Annotated in this window: 14 protein-coding genes; 8 read left to right on the forward strand and 6 right to left on the reverse strand. The window is 70.5% G+C overall.

Translation table 11 applies throughout. The features are described 5' to 3' along the window. Nucleotides 1–2: 2 nt before the first annotated feature. Nucleotides 3–1,781 carry a pseudouridine synthase gene (locus FHT37_RS03585; RefSeq protein WP_183478919.1) on the reverse strand — a complete coding sequence of 593 codons (1,779 nt, stop codon included), beginning with the start codon at nucleotides 1,779–1,781 and terminating at the stop codon, nucleotides 3–5. Nucleotides 1,782–1,854: 73 nt separating this feature from the next. Next, complete coding sequence (mutL, locus tag FHT37_RS03590) at nucleotides 1,855–3,897, reverse strand: DNA mismatch repair endonuclease MutL (protein WP_183478922.1); 2,043 nt, start codon at nucleotides 3,895–3,897, stop codon at nucleotides 1,855–1,857. Nucleotides 3,898–3,991: 94 nt separating this feature from the next. Here mutL and FHT37_RS03595 point away from each other — a divergent pair, with 94 nt between their 5' ends. From FHT37_RS03595 to FHT37_RS03605, 3 genes are all read left to right on the forward strand, one after another. Beyond that, nucleotides 3,992–4,645 carry a DedA family protein gene (locus tag FHT37_RS03595; protein WP_147242330.1) on the forward strand — a complete coding sequence of 218 codons (654 nt, stop codon included), beginning with the start codon at nucleotides 3,992–3,994 and terminating at the stop codon, nucleotides 4,643–4,645. 317 nt (nucleotides 4,646–4,962) lie between these two features. After that, complete coding sequence (locus FHT37_RS03600; RefSeq protein ID WP_183478923.1) at nucleotides 4,963–8,391, forward strand: S41 family peptidase; 3,429 nt, start codon at nucleotides 4,963–4,965, stop codon at nucleotides 8,389–8,391. Nucleotides 8,392–8,444: 53 nt separating this feature from the next. After that, the gene (locus FHT37_RS03605; protein ID WP_183481190.1) at nucleotides 8,445–8,963 is read left to right on the forward strand and encodes a nucleotidyltransferase family protein; all 519 of its coding nucleotides are present in this window, start codon (nucleotides 8,445–8,447) and stop codon (nucleotides 8,961–8,963) included. Nucleotides 8,964–8,994: 31 nt separating this feature from the next. Here the strand turns inward: FHT37_RS03605 and FHT37_RS03610 are convergent, their stop codons facing one another. Continuing rightward, a complete protein-coding gene (locus FHT37_RS03610; RefSeq protein ID WP_255489481.1) occupies nucleotides 8,995–10,491 on the reverse strand; it encodes an N-acetylmuramoyl-L-alanine amidase in 1,497 nt (498 codons plus the stop codon). 31 nt (nucleotides 10,492–10,522) lie between these two features. Further along, nucleotides 10,523–11,086: a tRNA (adenosine(37)-N6)-threonylcarbamoyltransferase complex ATPase subunit type 1 TsaE gene (gene tsaE, locus FHT37_RS03615; RefSeq protein WP_183481211.1), complete on the reverse strand. Its 564-nt coding sequence runs from the start codon at nucleotides 11,084–11,086 to the stop codon at nucleotides 10,523–10,525. A gap of 92 nt (nucleotides 11,087–11,178) precedes the next feature. Between tsaE and queG the strand changes: the two genes are divergently transcribed. Beyond that, entirely contained in the window at nucleotides 11,179–12,258 is a 1,080-nt protein-coding gene (queG, locus tag FHT37_RS03620) for a tRNA epoxyqueuosine(34) reductase QueG (protein ID WP_183481196.1), read from the forward strand. Here the strand turns inward: queG and FHT37_RS03625 are convergent. After that, nucleotides 12,236–13,117 carry a LysR family transcriptional regulator gene (locus FHT37_RS03625; protein WP_183478925.1) on the reverse strand — a complete coding sequence of 294 codons (882 nt, stop codon included), beginning with the start codon at nucleotides 13,115–13,117 and terminating at the stop codon, nucleotides 12,236–12,238. The two genes, queG and FHT37_RS03625, sit on opposite strands and share 23 nt — an antisense overlap. Nucleotides 13,118–13,245: 128 nt before the next feature. Here FHT37_RS03625 and FHT37_RS03630 point away from each other — a divergent pair, with 128 nt between their 5' ends. The 3 genes from FHT37_RS03630 (at nucleotide 13,246) to FHT37_RS03640 (ending at nucleotide 15,324) form a co-directional block, all read left to right on the forward strand. Beyond that, nucleotides 13,246–14,139: an amino acid ABC transporter substrate-binding protein gene (locus tag FHT37_RS03630; RefSeq protein WP_183478928.1), complete on the forward strand. Its 894-nt coding sequence runs from the start codon at nucleotides 13,246–13,248 to the stop codon at nucleotides 14,137–14,139. Between the two features lie 7 nt (nucleotides 14,140–14,146). Beyond that, the gene (locus tag FHT37_RS03635) at nucleotides 14,147–14,941 is read left to right on the forward strand and encodes an aspartate/glutamate racemase family protein (RefSeq protein WP_183478930.1); all 795 of its coding nucleotides are present in this window, start codon (nucleotides 14,147–14,149) and stop codon (nucleotides 14,939–14,941) included. Between the two features lie 116 nt (nucleotides 14,942–15,057). Next, nucleotides 15,058–15,324, forward strand: coding sequence for a hypothetical protein (locus FHT37_RS03640; RefSeq protein ID WP_183478932.1), 267 nt, complete (start codon nucleotides 15,058–15,060; stop codon nucleotides 15,322–15,324). Between the two features lie 36 nt (nucleotides 15,325–15,360). On the opposite strand, the gene FHT37_RS03645 is transcribed toward FHT37_RS03640, so the two are convergent. After that, the gene (locus tag FHT37_RS03645; protein WP_091724095.1) at nucleotides 15,361–16,254 is read right to left on the reverse strand and encodes an AEC family transporter; all 894 of its coding nucleotides are present in this window, start codon (nucleotides 16,252–16,254) and stop codon (nucleotides 15,361–15,363) included. A 144-nt stretch (nucleotides 16,255–16,398) separates the two neighbouring features. On the opposite strand from FHT37_RS03645, the gene FHT37_RS03650 reads away from it, so the two are divergent. After that, nucleotides 16,399–17,376, forward strand: a complete 978-nt coding sequence (locus tag FHT37_RS03650; protein ID WP_183478934.1) for a tripartite tricarboxylate transporter substrate binding protein BugE — start codon at nucleotides 16,399–16,401, stop codon at nucleotides 17,374–17,376. Nucleotides 17,377–17,538: the final 162 nt, after the last annotated feature.

Raw genomic sequence — 17,538 nt, forward strand, 5'->3', positions numbered from 1 at the left:
GATCAAAAGCGCTCCCAGGGCGCGAGGTAGCGCCACTGGCCCGGCGGCAGCTGGCCCAGCGGGATGCGGCCGATGCGCACGCGCTTGAGCGCCAGCACCTTCAGGCCGACCAGCTCGCACATGCGGCGGATCTGGCGCTTGCGGCCCTCGCGCAGGACGAAGCGCAGTTGGTCCTCGTTGGCCCAGCTGACCTTGGCCGGCTTGAGCTGGACGCCGTCCAGCTCGAGGCCGTGGTTCAGCAGCGCGATCGCCTTCGGATCGAGCTGGTGCTGCGGATGCTGCCCGGCGTCGCCGTGCTCGAGGGCGACGCGCACCAGGTATTCCTTCTCGACGTCGGAGTCCTCGCCGATCAGGTGGCGCGCGATGCGGCCGTCCTGCGTCAGGACCAGCAGGCCGGTGGAATCGATGTCCAGCCGGCCGGCGGGCGCGAGGTTGCGGCCGTGGCCGGGCGCCCAGTGGATCTTGGCGGGATCCTCGCCCCAGTGCGTGTCGGCCTTGACCAGCACCGACGCCGGCTCGTAGCCGTCCTCGGCCTGGCCGGAGACATAACCGATGGGCTTGTGCAGCAGGATGGTCACGCGCTGCGCCTGCTGCTCGCGGGCGGCGGGATCGACTTCGATCTTCGCGTCCGGGCCGACGCGCTGGCCCAGCGTCGCGGGCTCGCCGTCGACGGTGACCCAGCCAGCCTCGATCCACTCGTCGGCTTCGCGGCGCGAGGCCAGGCCGAGTTCGCTCATGCGCTTGGACAGGCGCTCGCCGGCGTCGGGATCGGCCAAGCGCACCGGTGCGGGTTGACGCGGCGCGTCCGGCTGGCGCGGACGGTCGGTGCGCTCGGCGCGCTCCTCGCGTTCGGCGCGGGCGTGGACGTCGCCCGGATGGGCGGCGCCCCGATCGCCAGCGGGCGCGCGGCGCGGCCGGTCCTCGCCGTGACGGAAGCCGGGATTCGCGCCCGGGCCCGAGCCGTAGCGCGAGCCCTCGGCGCCACGGCCGTAGCGGTCGCCGCCACGGTCGCCGCCGCGCTCATCGCGACGCGGGCGGTCGCCGTAGCCGCGGTCCCCCGCGGGGCGGTCGCCGAAAGGACGGTCGCGCTGAGGACGGTCTCCCTGGGGGCGCTCGCCGAAGGCGCGTGGGCCCTGAGGACGGTCGCCGTAGCCGCGCTCGCCATGGCCGCGCTCCCCAAAACCACGATCCCCGTGGCTGCGGTCGCCGTAGCCGCGGTCCCCTTGCGGGCGGGCGGGGTGGTCACCGTAACGGCCGTCGCCGCGGTCATCGCGCCGCGGACGGTCTCCCTCGAAGCGGGAACGGTCCCCTTGCGAGCGGTCGTCGTAGCGGGGGCGATCTCCTTGTGGACGGTCGCCGTAGCGGGCGCGGTCGCCCTGCGGGCGGTCGCCATGGGGGCGGCGTTCGTCGCCGCCCCGGTCAGGACGGCCGCCGAAACCGCCGCGGTCCTCGCGCGGGCCGCGGTCGGCGCGATCGCCGTAGCCGCCTTCGCGTTGCGGGCGGCCAGGGCCTCCGCGGCGTTCATCGCGGCCTTGCGGACCGCGCGCGTCGCGGTGGCGGTCGTCGCCGCGCGGATCACGGCGCTCCTGGCGACCTTCCTCGGCGCGGCGCTGCTGGAACGCAGCCTCGCGTTCGGCGCGTTCGGCCTGCGCCTTGGCCAGCGTCGGGCGCGGCTTGTTGACGCCCTGGCCGCGCAGCGGCGCGCGGCGGGGGCCCTTGTCCGGACCGTCCGCGGATTTGGCGTCGGCCGATTTGTTCTTGTTGAGCTTGAGCGTGGCCATGTCGGTACTGCTTCTGGTGAAAGGGTGGATCGCCGATGCGAACGGGAAAGCGGGCGGGGCGAGCGGCGACGGCTCAGCGTCCGCGCAGGAACAGCGCGTCGAGGTCGCGGAGGGTCAGTTGGCGCCAGGTCGGGCGGCCGTGGTTGCACTGGTCGGCGCGTTCGGTGCGTTCCATGTCGCGCAGCAGCGCGTTCATCTCGTCGATCGTCAGCTGCCGGTTGGCGCGCACCGCGCCATGGCAGGCCATCGTGGCCAGGATCTCGTGCTGGGCGCGCTCGATCGCATGGCTGGCGTCGAACTGCGCCAGCTCGGCCAGCACGCCGCGGGCCAGCTCCACCACGTCGCCGCCGGCCAGCAGCGCCGGCCGCTCGCGCACCGCCAGCACCTTGGCCGACAGCGGCGAGATGTCCAGCCCGAGCCGGCGCAGCGTCTCGGCCTGCGCCTCGGCGGTGGCGATCTCGGCCGGCGTCGCGGCGAAGGTCACCGGGATCAGCAGCGGCTGGGAGTCGATGCGGGTCTCGCCGAGCGCGGCCTTGAGGCGCTCGTAGATGACGCGCTCATGGGCCGCATGCATGTCGACGATCACCAGACCCTGGGCGTTCTCGGCCAGCACGTAGATGCCCTGGATCTGCGCGATCGCGCGGCCCAGCGGCCATTCGCCGGCCTGGCTGGTCGGCAGCGGCATCGGTGGCGCATCGCGCAGCAGCGCGGCCGCGGACGAGGCCGGCGCCGTCGGCAGCCCGGCCGCCGGCGCGCTGGCGTAGAGCGCCTCGGCCTGCTCCAGCGCGAGCGCGGTCTGCGCGCGGGTCGGGATCGGCGCGCGCCAGCCTTCCGGGCCGGCGAAGCGGGCCGAGGGGGCGTGATACGGCGCGGGCGGCTCGTAGGCGCGAACGCCGGGCGCGTCCGTGTCGGACGACGCACTGGACGGCGCCCCGGACGAGGGTCCGGAGACGGCGGTCGCGCCGTCCATCGGCCGCTCCCAGGCCGGCGTGCCGGTCCATCGCTGGCGGCCCGGGTCCGCGGCCGGCCCGGCGGCAGCGCCTTCGGCCGTGGCCGGCGCGCCGTCCTCCGCGCGGGATAGCGCCAGCGCGGCGACCACGGCGCGGCGCACCTGCTGGTGGATCTCGCGGCCGTCGCGGAAGCGCACCTCGATCTTGGTGGGGTGGACGTTGACGTCGACCAGCTCGGGCTGGACGTCGATGAACAGCACGTAGCTGGGCTGGCGATGGCCGTGCAGCACGTCGTCGAAGGCCGAGCGGATCGCATGGGCGATCAGCTTGTCGCGCACGTAGCGGCCGTTGACGTAGACGTACTGCATGTCGGCGCGGCTGCGAGCGGCTTCGGGCAGGCCGACGCGGCCGTGGATGCGCATCGGGCCGACCTCGGCGAAGACCTCGCGGCTCTGCGCGATGAATTCCTCGTTCAGGACTTCGGCGATCCGCTGCGGCAGCGGTGACGCGCGCCACTGGTCGACCAGCTTGCCCTCGTGCCAGACGGCGAAACCGACGTCGGGGCGGGCGAGGGCGTGGCGCCGCAGCGCTTCCAGGCAGTGCGCCAGCTCGGTGCCCTCGCTCTTGAGGAACTTGCGGCGGGCGGGGGTGTTGAAGAACAGCTCGCGGACCTCGACCGAGGTGCCTCTGGCGCGGGCGGCGGGGCTGAGCTCGCCGGTGCGGGCTTCCAGGCGCCAGGCATGCGGGGCGCCATGGAAGCGGGAGATGATGGCCAGTTCCGCGATCGAGGACACGGCGGCGAGGGCCTCGCCGCGGAAGCCCATGGTGGCGACGGCCTCGAGGTCGCCGAGGCTGCCGATCTTGCTGGTGGCGTGGCGCTTGATGGCCAGCGGCAGTTCGCCATCGGGGATGCCGTGGCCGTCGTCCTCGACGATCAGGGAGCGGATGCCGCCGGCGATCAGCTTGAGCTGGATCTGGCCGGCGCCGGCGTCCAGCGCGTTGTCAACCAGTTCGCGCACGACGGAGGACGGGCGTTCGACGACCTCGCCGGCGGCGATCTGGGAAATCAGTTCATCGGGGAGTTCGCGGATCGCGCGGCGCGCGCCGGAGACGGCGTGGCCCTGATCGGCCGCGGAGTCCGCCATCGGGGCGAGGGTGTCATCCATGGGGCGCGATTGTAGGAGGAGCGGAAATTCGATCCGGTCCGTCCTCGCGTTTCGTCACCGGTTGTCATGGAACCGCCCGCCATAATCCGCGCCCATGGATCTGATGCACTTCCTCGTCGACTTCATCCTGCACGTCGACAAGCACCTCGCCGAGTTCGTGGCCGCCTACGGCATGTGGGTCTACGCGCTGCTGTTCCTGATCGTGTTCGTGGAGACCGGTCTGGTGGTGATGCCCTTCCTGCCGGGCGATTCGCTGCTGTTCGTGGTCGGTGCGCTGTGCGGCACCGGGATGATGAATCTGCCGCTGGCGATCACCGTCCTGCTGGTGGCCGCGATCCTGGGCGACCAGTGCAACTACACGATCGGGCGCTACTTCGGGCCCAAGGTGTTCCAGTGGGAGCAGTCCCGCTTCTTCAACAAGCGCGCCTTCGACGCCGCACATGAGTTCTACGAGAAGCACGGCGGCGTCACCATCATCCTGGCGCGCTTCATGCCGTTCATCCGCACCTTCGCGCCCTTCGTGGCCGGCGTCGCCGAGATGACCCGCAGCCGCTTCACCGCCTACAACGTCGCCGGTGGCGTCATCTGGGTGGTGGGCCTGACGCTGGCGGGCTACCTCTTCGGCAACATCCCCTTCGTCCAGACCCATCTCTCCAAGATCATCTGGGCCATGATCATCATCCCCGGCCTCATCGCCCTCTACGGTGGATGGAAGGCCTCGCGCGCGAAGTCCACCTCCGCCGCATAAGCCTTCAGCACCGACAGCGCGCAGCTCGACGCAGACCACGAGCCTGCGACGCGGACAGCGAGCCGTTCGGGGGCGGTGGGGCGTGGGGTTCTGGCCCTTGCGGCCAGGGCCCCACGCCCCAGCGACCAAGCGCTCGACCTCGGCAGGTAGGCGGTCCCCCCAAGCCCAAGCGCTCGACCTCGGCAGTTGGGCGGTCCCCCTAACCACGCTCCCGGGAAAACACCGACGCACCCCGCGCGCAAACCCAGGGGGTGAGCTTCGTCACGGGAAAGTCACGGGGCTATCCTCGCCCGCTGCCTTTCACCGCCGACAAGCCCATGCAACTCAGCACCCTCAGCAAGGCCGCCACCCTGGCCCTGAGCTTGACCGCCGCCATCGCGGCGGCCCCCACGCAGGCCCAGCAGGCCGCGACTGCTTCCGCTTCTTCCGCCGCGAGCGTCGCCGCTCCGGCGCCCGCCGTGACGATGCTGCTGCGCGAGCCCGCCGTCTCGGCGCGTCACCTGGCCTTCGTCTACGGCGGCGACCTGTGGATCGCCAACCGCGACGGCAGCCAGCCGCGCCGCCTGGCCGGTCATGCCGCGCCGGAGTTTGCGCCGCGCTTCTCGCCCGACGGGCAGTGGATCGCGTTCTCCGCCGGTTACGACGGCAACACCGATGTCTACGTGATCGCCGCCAGCGGCGGTCAGCCGCGGCGCCTGACCTGGCATCCGTCCGCGGACCAGGTGACCGGCTGGAGCGCCGATGGCAGGCGCGTGCTGTTCGCCTCCAACCGCGAGGTGCTGAACACCCGCAGCAAGCAGCTGTTCGAGGTGGCGCTGGAAGGCGGCTTCGAGCAGAAGGTGATGGAGGCTGTCGCCTATGAGGGCGTGTGGTCGCCCGACGGCACGCGCCTGGCCTACCGCCCCAACGGCGCGGCCTACTCGGGCCCGAGCGGCTGGCGCCAGAGCCGCGGCGGCACCACGCCGCCGATCTGGATCCTCGATCCCAAGGGCAAGACCTGGGAGCAGATCCCGCATGTCAACGCGACCGACAGCAATCCGATCTGGATGGGCGACGAGGTTGTCTTCATCTCCGACCGCAACGACGGCGCGGCCAACCTCTTCGCCTTCCACACCAGGACCAAGGCGCTGCGCCAGCTGACGCGGGAAACCGTCTGGGACGTGCGCAGCGCCGATGGCCGCGACGGGCGCATCGTCTACGAGGCCGGCGGGCAGCTCAAGGAGATCGGCCTCGAGGGCGGCACCGCGCGCATCCTGAGCATCGCGCTGAACGAGCCCAGCAACGAAGCCCGCGTGCAGTGGAAGGACGCGGCCCGCACCGTCACCAAGGCGGCGCTGTCGGCCACCGGCAAGCGCGCGGTGATCAGCGCTCGCGGCGAGGTCTTCACCGTGCCGGTGAAGGACGGCGTCGTGCGCAACCTGACGCAGACCTCCGGCGTGCGCGAGAAGGATGCGATCTGGAGCCCTGACGGCCAGCAGGTCGCCTACGTCTCCGACGAGCCCGGCATGCGCCACCAGGTGGTGATCCGCGACCAGCTCGGCGACCAAGCCGCCAACAAGCCCACGCGCAAGATCCTGCTGCCCGAGGTCGGCTACTACACGCTGCTGGACTGGTCGCCCGATGGCGCGCGGCTGGTGCTGCAGGACAACCACCTCAACCTCTACCAGCTGCCGCTGAGCGGCCCGCAGTCGGGCAAGCTCGCGAAGATCGACACCAGCGAGCGCCGCGCCGGCTTCGACGTCAGCTTCTCGCCCGACGGTCGCTACCTGGCCTACACGGTGGTCGGAAAGAACTTCTTCAGCCAGGTCCGCATCGCCGACTTCCAGACCGGCCAGCAGCACACCGTCACCGACGGCCTGAGCCACGCCAACCTGCCGGCGTTCTCGACCAAGGGCGACGTGCTGTTCTTCGCCGCTTCGATCAACTCCGGCCCGGCCCAGGTGGGCCTGGACATGTCGACGCAGGAGCGCTCGCTGCGCATGGGGCTGTACGCGGCGGTGCTGCGCGCCGACGGCAAGTCGCCGCTCGAGCCCAAGGCGGGCGACGAGGAAGGCAAGGACGGCAAGGGCAAGGCGGACGAGGCCAAGGACGCTGACAAGTCCGACAAGGGCGACAAGGACGCGAAGGCCGACAAGTCCGACAAGAAGGACGACGCCAAGGACGTCAAGCCCAAGGCCAAGCCGGTGCGGATCGACTTCGCCGGCCTGAAGGACCGCATCGTCGGCCTGCCGGTCGCGACGGCCCGCTATGACGACCTGGGCGTGGCCGACGATGGCGCGCTGTTCTACCTGGAGCGCAAGCAGCCGGGTGTCTCGATCGACGCCGAAGGCGGCAACGGCCGCAAGGGCGACCTGTACCGCTTCGATTTCGAGGAGAAGAAGGCCAAGCTGGTGAAGCCGCAGGTCGAGGACTACAGCCTCAGCCCCGATGGCAAGAAGCTCCTGCTGAACCTGGGCGGCGGCCGACTGGAAATCGCCGACGCTCGCGAGAAGGTCGACACCAAGAGCATCGACCTGTCGGGCCTGAAGACGCGCATCGACCCGCGCGCCGAGTGGCGCCAGATCTTCGACGAGACCTGGTGGATGGAGAAGGAGTTCTTCTACGACCCCAAGCTCCACGGCCTGGACTGGCAAGGCGTCTATCAGCGCTATGCGCCGCTGGTGGCCGGCGTGCAGCGCCGCGAGGACCTGAACGACCTGCTGGTCGAGATGATCGGCGAGCTGCAGGTGGGCCACAACCGCGTGGGCGGTGGCGACGTGGTGCAGGAGGCGCGCGTCGCGGTGGGCCTGCTGGGCGCGGACTTCAGCTTCGAGAACGGCAAGTACCGCATCAAGAAGATCTTCAAGGGTGACCGCTGGGATCCCTACCTGAAGGCGCCGCTGGCCGCGCCTGGCCTGGGCGTCAAGGAGGGCGACTACCTGCTGGCGGTCAACGGCCAGCCGGTGGACGGCACCCACAACCTGTACCAGCAGCTGGAGAACACGGTCGGCAAGCAGGTGCAGCTGACGGTGTCGGCCAACGCGAACGGGCAGGGCGCGCGGCGCGTGACGGTCGAGCCGATCTCGACCGAGAGCCGCCTGCGCCAGTGGGCCTGGATCGACCACAACCGCGAGGAAGTGGATCGCCTGAGCGGCGGCAAGATCGCCTACGTCTACATGCCGGACACGGCCGGCCCGGGCTTCCAGCACTTCAACCGGATGTTCTTCGCGCAGGTGGACAAGCCGGGCCTGATCGTCGACGACCGCCGCAATGGCGGCGGCCAGGCGGCCAACTACGTGACCGAGCTGCTGAACCGGGCCTACCTGGGCAGCTGGAAGGACCGCGATGGCCTGATCTACGACACGCCCGCGGGCGCGATCTACGGGCCCAAGGCGATGCTGATCGACCAGGACGCGGGCTCCGGCGGCGACTTCATGCCGTATGCGTTCAAGCGCACGGGGCTGGGGCCGCTGATCGGCAAGCGGACCTGGGGCGGGCTGATCGGGATCTCGGCCAATCCGAGCCTGATCGATGGCGGCTTCCTGGTCGTGCCGTTCTTCCGCTTCTTCACGCCGGAAGGCGAATGGCGCATCGAGAACGAAGGCGTCTCGCCCGACATCGATGTGGACCTGGACCCGGTGGCGGTCAATGCCGGCCGTGACGTTCAGCTCGAGGCGGCGGTCGCGAACGTGATGGAGCGCCTGAAGACATGGCAGCCGATCCAGCGCACCGTGGCGCCGCCGATGCCGACGCAGTTGGGCAAGTGAGCGTCGACCACCGCGCGCAGCTCGTCGAGTTCGCGCGCGGCAGCGGCTGGCTCATGGACGCGCTGCGCGCGGTGCGCTCGCTGGGCCTGGCGTCCTGGTGCATCGGTGCCGGCGCGGTTCGCAACCTCGTGTGGGATGCGCTGAGCGGGCATCGGCAGCCCTCGGCCCTGTCCGATGTCGATGTCGCGTTCTTCGATCCCGTGGACCTGCGTGGCGAGCGGGATGCCGAACTCCAGCGCAGTTTGTCTGAACGCCTGCCCGAGCTGCCGTGGGAAGTGACGAACCAGGCCGCAGTGCATCTCTGGTTCGAGTCGTACTTCGGCCACGCTGTGGCGCCGTTGCGCTCGCTCGAGGAAGCCGTCGGCAACTGGCCCGAATACGCGACCTCGGTGGCACTCTGGCTCGACGCAGGCGACATGATTCATGTGATCGCGCCCCACGGACTCGACGACCTCTTCAACATGGTCGTGCGCCGCAACCCGACGCGCGCCAGCGAGCAGAACTTCCGGGACAGGACCGCGGCGAAACGCTACGCCGAGCGCTGGCCCGGCGTGACGATCGTGCCGCTATAGAGCGTCGGCATGTCCCTCGGGCGGCTCGGCGTCACAACGCCCGATGTCTCGCCGCCAGCGGCGGGTTCTTCGCGAAGTAGCGCGCGATGCCGGTGGCCAGCGCCTTGACCAGGTCGTCCTGGTAGTCCGGATCGCGCAGCTTGGCTTCTTCCTCGGGGTTGGAGATGAACGCCGTCTCCACCAGGATCGACGGCACGTCCGGCGCCTTCAGCACCGCGAAGCCGGCCTGCTCCACGCTGCCCTTGTGCAGCTTGGCCAGCTTGCCGATCTGCCCCAGCACCTCGCCGCCCAGCTTCAGGCTGTCCTTGATCTGCGCCGAGGTGCTCATGTCCAGCATCGCCCGCAGCACGCCGGCATCCTTCACCGCCTTGCTGTTGACGCCGCCGATCACGTCCGCCGCGTTCTCCTTGTCCGCCATCCAGCGCGCCGCCGTCGAGCTCGCGCCGCTGGTGGACAGCGCGAAGACCGAGGCCCCGCGCGCCTTCGGCGTGATGAAGGCGTCGGCATGGATCGACACGAACAGGTCGGCCTGCACCCGCCGCGCCTTGCGCACCCGCTCGCCCAGCGGGACGAAGAAGTCCGCGTCGCGCGTCATCATCACGCGGATGCGCGGGTTGGCGTTCAGCCGGTCGCGCAGCTTCTTGCCGATCGCCAGCACCACGTCCTTCTCGCGCAGGCCCGTGGGGCCGATCGCGCCGGGGTCTTCGCCGCCATGGCCCGGATCGATCGCGATCACGATCAGGCGATCCAGCTTGGACTGGCTCATCTCCGGCGCCACCTCCTTGAGCGGCGGCGCGGGCGGCGGCGGGGTCTCGATCCGCGCGACGGCGCTGGCCGGCCGCTGCGGGGGCAGGGCGGCCGCGCTGGCGGCGCTCTCGGCGCTCGAGGCCGCCGTCTGCGGCCGGTCGATGCGGCCGATCAGCTCGCCCAGCGCGTCGTTGACCGACTGCGCCGCGGCGCTCTCGGCCGCTTCCTTCTCGCGCACCAGGTCCAGCAGCGGATCGCGCTCGCGCGTCGGATGCAGGTCCAGCACCAGGCGGTTCTTGTAAGCCGCCACCGGCTCGATGGTGAACACCTGCGGCGCCACCGCCTGCTTCAGGTCCAGCACGATGCGCACCACGCGCGGCTGGTTCTGTCCCACGCGCACGCCGGCGATGTAAGGGTCGTCCGGCTTCACCTTGCCGAGCAGCTCCTTCAGGCCGGCGTTCAGTTCCAGGCCATCGATGTCGATGACGAGCCGGTCCGGATTCGCGGCCATGAAGCTCTTGGCGGCCAGTTGGCGATCGGACTCGATGGTCACGCGCGTGTAGTCGCTCGCCGGCCAGACGCGCACCGCGACGATGGTGGCGGCGCCGGTGACGCCCGCGGCCAGCGCGGGCAGGGCCGGGAAGCTCAGCACCACCGCGCCCATGCGGCGCAGGGCCTTGCGGCGGTCGCGCGACGCGGGCGCGGTCACGGGCGTGGACGGGGCCGCCACCGCGTCGTGCGGCAGGGGGGCGGCAGGCAGGCCGGTCAGGTCTCCGTTCATGTGAGGCGTGTCGGTCTCGTTCGAATCGATGTCAATCGGGGGCGCCGTTCGTGCCCGGCGCATCGGAAGCGGCGGGCGCGGCGGACGATGAGGTCGAGGCGGCCAGTTGCCGGTCCAGCTCGGCGAGCAGCGCCTGGCCGCGCGGCGTGTGGGCCTCGGCGTGGACGTCCCGGCTGTCGTCGTCATTGACCGCGAGCACCAGCCGCAGGTCCGGGGGCGGCAGCATGCCGGCGGCCTTGGACGGCCATTCGCTGAGCTTGAGCCCCGGCGCGGCGAAGATGTCGCGGAAGCCCGCGTCCTCCCACTCGCGCGGATCGTTGAAGCGGTAGAAGTCGAAGTGGTGGGCGGGCAGGCCGCCGAGGCCGGGCGGCGTGTAGTCCTCGACCACCGCATAGCTGGGGCTCTTGATGCGGCCGGTGACGCCCAGCGCGCGCAGCAGGTGGCGCACCAGGCTGGTCTTGCCGGCCCCCAGGCCGCCGTCGAGCTCGATGCCCAGGTCCGCGATCTGCGGGCAGCGGGCCAACGCCTGCGCGAAGCGCTCGCAGGCGGCCTCGTCGGGCCAACGGAATGGGCGGGTTTCTAGAATGCTCAACAGCGATGAATTCCTTGGTCAACACCCCGCGGCCCGACGCGCCCTCCGACGCCTCCTCGAGCCCCTCCCGCGACCCCGACGCGCTGGCTGCGCTGATGGTCGAGGTCCGCGCCTGGGCGCATGAGCTCGGATTCTCACAGATTGGGGTGGCCCACGTCGATCTGAGCGATGCGGAGGCCGGCCTGCAGGCCTGGCTCGACGCCGGCTTCCATGGCGAGATGCAGTACATGGCCGCGCATGGCCTCAAGCGCGCCCGCCCGGCCGAACTGGTGCCCGGCACGATCAGCATCCTCACCGCGCGCATGGATTACCTGCCCGAGGCCATCGGCCACGAATGGCAGGCGCGGGAGTGGGCCGCGCTGGGCGACCCGGCGCGGGCGCAGGTGTCGCTCTACGCCCGCGGCCGGGACTACCACAAGGTCCTGCGCCAGCGCCTGCAGCAGCTGGCGGACCGCCTGCAGGCGCGCGTCGGCCCGATGGGGCACCGCGTGTTCACCGACTCGGCGCCGGTGCTGGAGGTGGAACTCGCCAGCCGCTCGGGCATCGGCTGGCGCGGCAAGCACACCCTGACGCTGCACCGCGACAGCGGCTCGATGTTCTTCCTCGGCGAGATCTACCTGGACCTGGCGCTGCCGCCCAGCGAGCCGGTCAGCGCGCATTGCGGCCAGTGCCGCGCCTGCCTGGATGCCTGTCCGACCGGGGCGATCATCGCCCCCTACCGGCTCGACGCGCGGCGCTGCATCAGCTACCTGACGATCGAGCAGGACGGCCCGATCCCGGTCGAGTTCCGCGCCGCGATCGGCAACCGCATCTACGGCTGCGACGACTGCCAGCTCGCCTGCCCCTGGAACAAGTTCGCGCGCAGGAACCCGCTGCCCGACTTCGAATGGCGCGAGCCGCTCGGCGACGCCTCGCTGCTGACGCTGTGGGCCTGGGACGAGGCGACCTTCCTCAAGCGCACCGAAGGCTCGGCGATCCGCCGCATCGGCCACGCGCGGTGGCGCCGCAACATCGCGGTCGCGCTGGGCAACGCGCTGCGGCAAGACCTGGCGCCGGCGCTGCGGGCAGCGATGCGGGCGGCGCTCGAGGCGGCGCGCCCCGGCGCGTCGCCGCTGCTGGCGGAGCACATCGACTGGGCCCTCGCGCAGGACCTCAGCCCTCGACCGCCTGCCTGAACGCGGCGATGAAGTCGGACACGGCTTGCGGCGAGCGCAAGCCCTGCGGCTGCACCGCGCGCACCTCGACCGGCACTTCCGGCAGCAGCGTCCGGATGTGCAGGTCGCCCGCGCTGGCCTGCGCGGTGAACGAATCGATGATGGCCGGCCCGAATCCCTGTTCGGCCATGATCATCGCGATGTGGTGGGTCTGCACGGTGATGCCGGCCCGCGGCGACAGCTCCAGCCGCGCCCATTGGTCGGCCAGCACGGCGCCCAGCGGGTCGCGCTCGTCGATGCGGATGAAGGGCTCGCGCAGCAGGTCCTGCAGCGCGACGGTCGTGCGGCGGTCGGCGCCGGTGCGGCTGCGCGGCGAGGCGCACACCAGCCGGCCGGTCGCCACCAGTTCATCGGAGAGGGCGGGGTGGGGCAGCCGCCCGTAGACGATGCCGACATCGCCCTCCTGCAGCGCCATGGCGCGGGCGATGTCGTTCGAATGCATCGTCCGCACGCTGATGGGCAGGTCGCGGTAGCGGCGGCGGAAGCGCTTGAGCGCCTCGGGCAGGGCCTTCACCGCCAGCGAAGGGACGATCAGGATGCGGAAGCCCTGGCCCTCGCCGCTGCCCAGCGCGCCGGCCATGCGCCGCACCGACTCCAGCTGCGACATCAGCGCCTGCACCTCCGGGTAGAGCGCCTGCGCTTCGCGCGTGGGCACGAGGCGGCGTCGCTGGCGTGTGAACAGCGCGTAGCCCAGCTGGAGTTCGGCCAGCTGCAGCGACTGCGTCACCGCCGGTTGTGTCACATGAAGCAGCTTCGAGGCCGCGCTGACCGATCCCGTCAGCATGACGGCGTGGAAGACCTCGATGTGCTTCAGGCGCATGACGCCGTCTCCGTGGGGAACATAAGGCCAGCTTATAGGATGAAGCGCAACCGCGATGCCCGCTGGGCGCTGAGGTTCAATATCGTTCACGGCATTGCAACCCCCGCGTCCCCGAGAAAGGAATTCCCATGAAGGTGTTCGTTTCCAGTGCAGTCGTCGCCCTGTCGCTCGTCGTGCCGATGGGCGCGTGGGCCCAGACGGGCGGCACGCTCGACAAGGTCAAGGCCTCCGGCGTCATCACGGTCGCCTACCGGGATTCCTCGATCCCGTTCTCCTACCTGGGCGCGGACGCGCAGCCGACCGGCTTCGGCTGGGAGATCTGCGGCCGGATCGTCGAGCAGGTCCGCAAGACCACCGGCCGCGCCGACCTGAAGGTGGCGACCCAGTCGGTCACCTCTCAGAACCGCATCCCGCTGCTGGCCAACGGCACGGTGGACATCGAATGCGGCTCCACCACCAACAACAGCGAGCGCGCCAAGCAGGTGAGCTTCGCGATCAACTACTTCTACACGGGCACGCGGCTGCTGGTGAAGAGCAGTTCGCCGATCAAGTCCTTCGCCGACCTGAAGGGGCGCAAGGTGGTGTCGACCACGGGCACGACCAACTTCCAGGTGATGCGCAAGCTCAACGCGGAGAAGCAACTGGGCTTCGAGTTGATCAGCGCGAAGGACCATGCGGAATCGGCGCTGCTGGTGCAGTCGGACCGCGCCGACGCATTCGCGATGGACGACATCCTGCTCTACGGCCTGCGCGCCAGCGCGATCAATCCCGCGGAGCTGGCCGTGGTCGGCGAAGCCGTCCAGGTCGAGCCCTACGCGATCATGCTGCGCAAGGACGATCCGGCCTTCAAGCAGCTGGTGGATGCGACGCTGACGCAGCTGATGAAGAGCGGCGAGTTCGAGACGCTCTACAAGAAGTGGTTCCAGTCGCCGATCCCGCCCAAGGGGATCAACCTCAATGCGCCGATGAGCCGCGAGCTGCAGGACAACCTCAAGACGCTGTCCGACAAGCCGGCGCTGTAAGACCGCGATGACGCACGACACACCGCGCCTGGCGCGCGGCGCGGGCGGAGCCTTGCCCGCCGCGCCGATGGCCGTCGAGGCGATCCGGCCCCAGACGGGCATCGTCGGCATCCTGGGCGGCATGGGCCCGCTGGCGACGGTGGACTTCATGCGCAAGATGCTCGAGGCCACGCCCGCGGCGACCGACCAGGAGCACGTGCCGGTCGTCGTCAGCAGCATCCCTCAGGTGCCGGACCGCACGGCCGCGTTCCGCGGCGAGGGCGAGTCGCCGCTCGCGGCCATGGTCGACAGCGGGCGCCGGCTGGTGGCTGCCGGCGCGGGCGTGGTGGTGGTGCCTTGCAACACGGCGCACCTCTGGTTCGATGAGATCGAACGGGCGCTGGCGCTGCCGATGCTGCACCTCGTCGACGCGGCGATCGCCGAGGCGCTGGAACGCGTGCCCGATGGCGGCAAGGTCGGCCTGCTGGCGACCGATGCGACGCTCGCGTCCGGGCTCTACCTGAACCGGGCGTCGCCGGACGGACGCCGCGTCCACTGGTTGCAGCCCACGGCGGGCGAGATGCTGGAGCTGGTGATGCCCGGCATCGCCGACGTGAAGGCCGGAGCCATGGACTCGGCGGCGCAGCGGCTGACCAGGGCCGCGCAAGCCCTGTGCGCACGCGGCGCGCGGGCGATCGTGCTGGGCTGCACCGAAATCCCCCTCGTGCTGGACGCCGCGGCGGCGGGCGCGCCAGTCATCGATGCCACCGCGGCGCTGGCGCGCCAGGCCGTGGCCTGGGCGCTGGCGCCGCAGCACAAATAGACATTCCAGTCGGTGTCTGGCATCGACGTGCGACGAGGAATCCAGGATGGTTCCCGGCGCCTCCAGTCGGGAAGATGCGCTTGCGGGCGGGATGGTCCTGCCCGAGGAGCAGATGCATGATTCTCGAATTGGGCGCCACCTGCTACGTCGCGGCCTTCGTACGAGGGGCCACGGGCCATCGCTCGTGGGGTTGGGGCGCTCTGGGCGTCCTCCTCGTCGGACTCGGCGCGTCCTTTGACGCAGGCGCGGAGGCGCGGATGTCGATGCCGCGATTCCTCGTCGACCAGTGCCTGATCGCGGTTGGCGCCGTGGTGGCTGGTCGATGGCTCGCACGGCGCGGATCGGCCCGGCGTGAGCAGTGTTCCGATCGCGATCGACCTTGAACGGACGGCTCGCCGCCACCGCGCGGCGAGCCGTACTCAGCGCGCCGCGGTCCCCAGCGCCAACCACAGCGGCAGCACGATCATCCCCAGCAGCGTGGAGACGGTCACCAGCCCCGCCACGAACGGGCCGTTGCCGCCCATGCGCACGGCCAGCACGTAGGCGCTGGAGGCCGTCGGCATCGCCGCGAAGGCGAGCAGCAGGGCTGCCTGCGGCGCGGGCAGCGCGAGCGCATGGCCGATGGCCAGCGCGATCACCGGCAGCACCAGGTGCCGGATCGCGAGCAGGGCGCTCGCCAGCCACGGCGCGTCCTTGAGCGCCCCCAGCCGCAGTCCCGCGCCGACCGCCATCAGCCCCAGCGGCAGCGCCGCCAGGCCGATCTTCTGCAGCGAGATCGCCGCCGGCTCCGGCAGGCGCAGCCCGGTGAGGTTGGCGGCCAGGCCGGCCAGCGTCGACACGATCAGCGGATTGCGCGCCAGCTCGCGCAGGTAGCCGTGCCCGCCATGCCGGGCCAGCGGATAGACCGCCGCGACATTGGCCACCGGCACGCACACCGCGACGATCATCGCGATCCACGCCACGCCCTGCGCGCCATGCAGCCGCTCGGCCAGCGCGAGCGCGACGAAGGAGTTGAAGCGGAAGGCCACCTGCGCGCCGGAAGCATGCGTTCTCGCGTCGACGCCCGGCACCCAGCGCAGCGCGAAGGCCAGCGCGATGCCGCTGAGCATCACGCCCAGCCCGCCGCCCATCAGCGCCATCGTGTCGCCCGGCGACAGGCTGCTGCGCGAGATCGAGTTGAACAGCAGCACCGGGAACAGCAGGAAGTACACCAGCTTCTCGGCCGCTTCCCAGACCGGGCGGTCCAGCGGCGTGTACCGGCACAGCACGAAGCCGGCGACGATCAGCAGGAAGTCAGGCAACAGCAGCAGCATCGGAAGACTCGAAGGGGGCGTCCGAGTGTGCCAGCGCTTTCCCGCCCCGCCGGCGAGGTCTCTACGTAGTTCCGCTAGCGCGGGCGCGCCGACGAGATACTTAAGCTGTTCCGATCCCCCAATCCTTCAGAAGACGAGGAGCTCATGAACCGTCGCTCGATCCTCCAACGCGGCCTGCTGCTGAGCACGCTGACGCTGTCCTGCGCCGCGGCGCTGGCCCAGTCCTATCCCACCAAGCCGGTCAAGCTGGTCGTCCCGTTCGCGCCGGGCGGCACCACCGACATCGTGGCGCGCGTGGTCGCGCAGCACATCGCCGGTCCGCTGGGCCAGACCATGGTCGTCGAGAACAAGGCCGGCGGCGGCGGCATCATCGGCGCCAACGACACCGCCAAGTCCGCGCCCGACGGCTACTCGCTGGGCGTGGCCACCGTGTCCACCACGGCCACCAACCCGGCGATCAATCCGAAGACACCGTACAACCCGCTGACCGACTTCACGCCGATCGTGAACCTCGCGGCCACGCCCAACGTCATCGCGGTTCATCCGTCCTTCCCCGCCAAGGACTACAAGGCCTTCATCGCCGAACTGAAGAAGAGCCCCGGCAAGTACAGCTATGCGACCTCCGGCACCGGCGGCATCGGCCACCTGCAGATGGAGCTCTACAAGAGCCTGACCGGCGTCTTCGTCACCCACATCCCGTACCGCGGCGCCGGCCCGGCCTTGAACGACACCGTCGCGGGCCAGGTGCCGATGATCTTCGACAACCTGCCGTCCGCGCTCCCGTTCATCAAGGACGGCCGCCTGGTGGCCATCGCCGTGGCCGCGCCGCAGCGCCTGGCCGTGCTGCCCAATGTGCCCACCTTCAAGGAACTGGGCCTGGAGCCGGTCAACCGCATGGCCTATTACGGCATCCTCGGCCCGAAGAACCTGCCCAAGGAGGTCGTGGCCAAGATCAACGAGGCCGCGCGCAAGACCGTCGACATGCCCGAGGTCAGGAAGCGCATCGAGGAAACCGGCTCGATCGTGATCGGCAACTCGCCGGAGCAGTTCAGCGAGCAGATCAAGGCCGAATACGCGGTCTACAAGAAGGTCGTCGAGACGCAGAAGCTCAAGCTCGACTGACCGGACCGTTCTCCGCAAAAAGGGCGCCCCGAAAAGGGCGCCCTTTTTCTTGGCCGGATTTCCGACCTGCGGATTCCCATCGCCGCCCGGGTGATTTCAGATCATGAAAAGAGTTTATCGGCATGCAAAAAGCAGTCGTGCTGCACCGCCGCAAGATTTCTC

The organism is Mitsuaria sp. BK037 (genome assembly GCF_014193045.1).
GTDB lineage: Bacteria > Pseudomonadota > Gammaproteobacteria > Burkholderiales > Burkholderiaceae_C > Roseateles.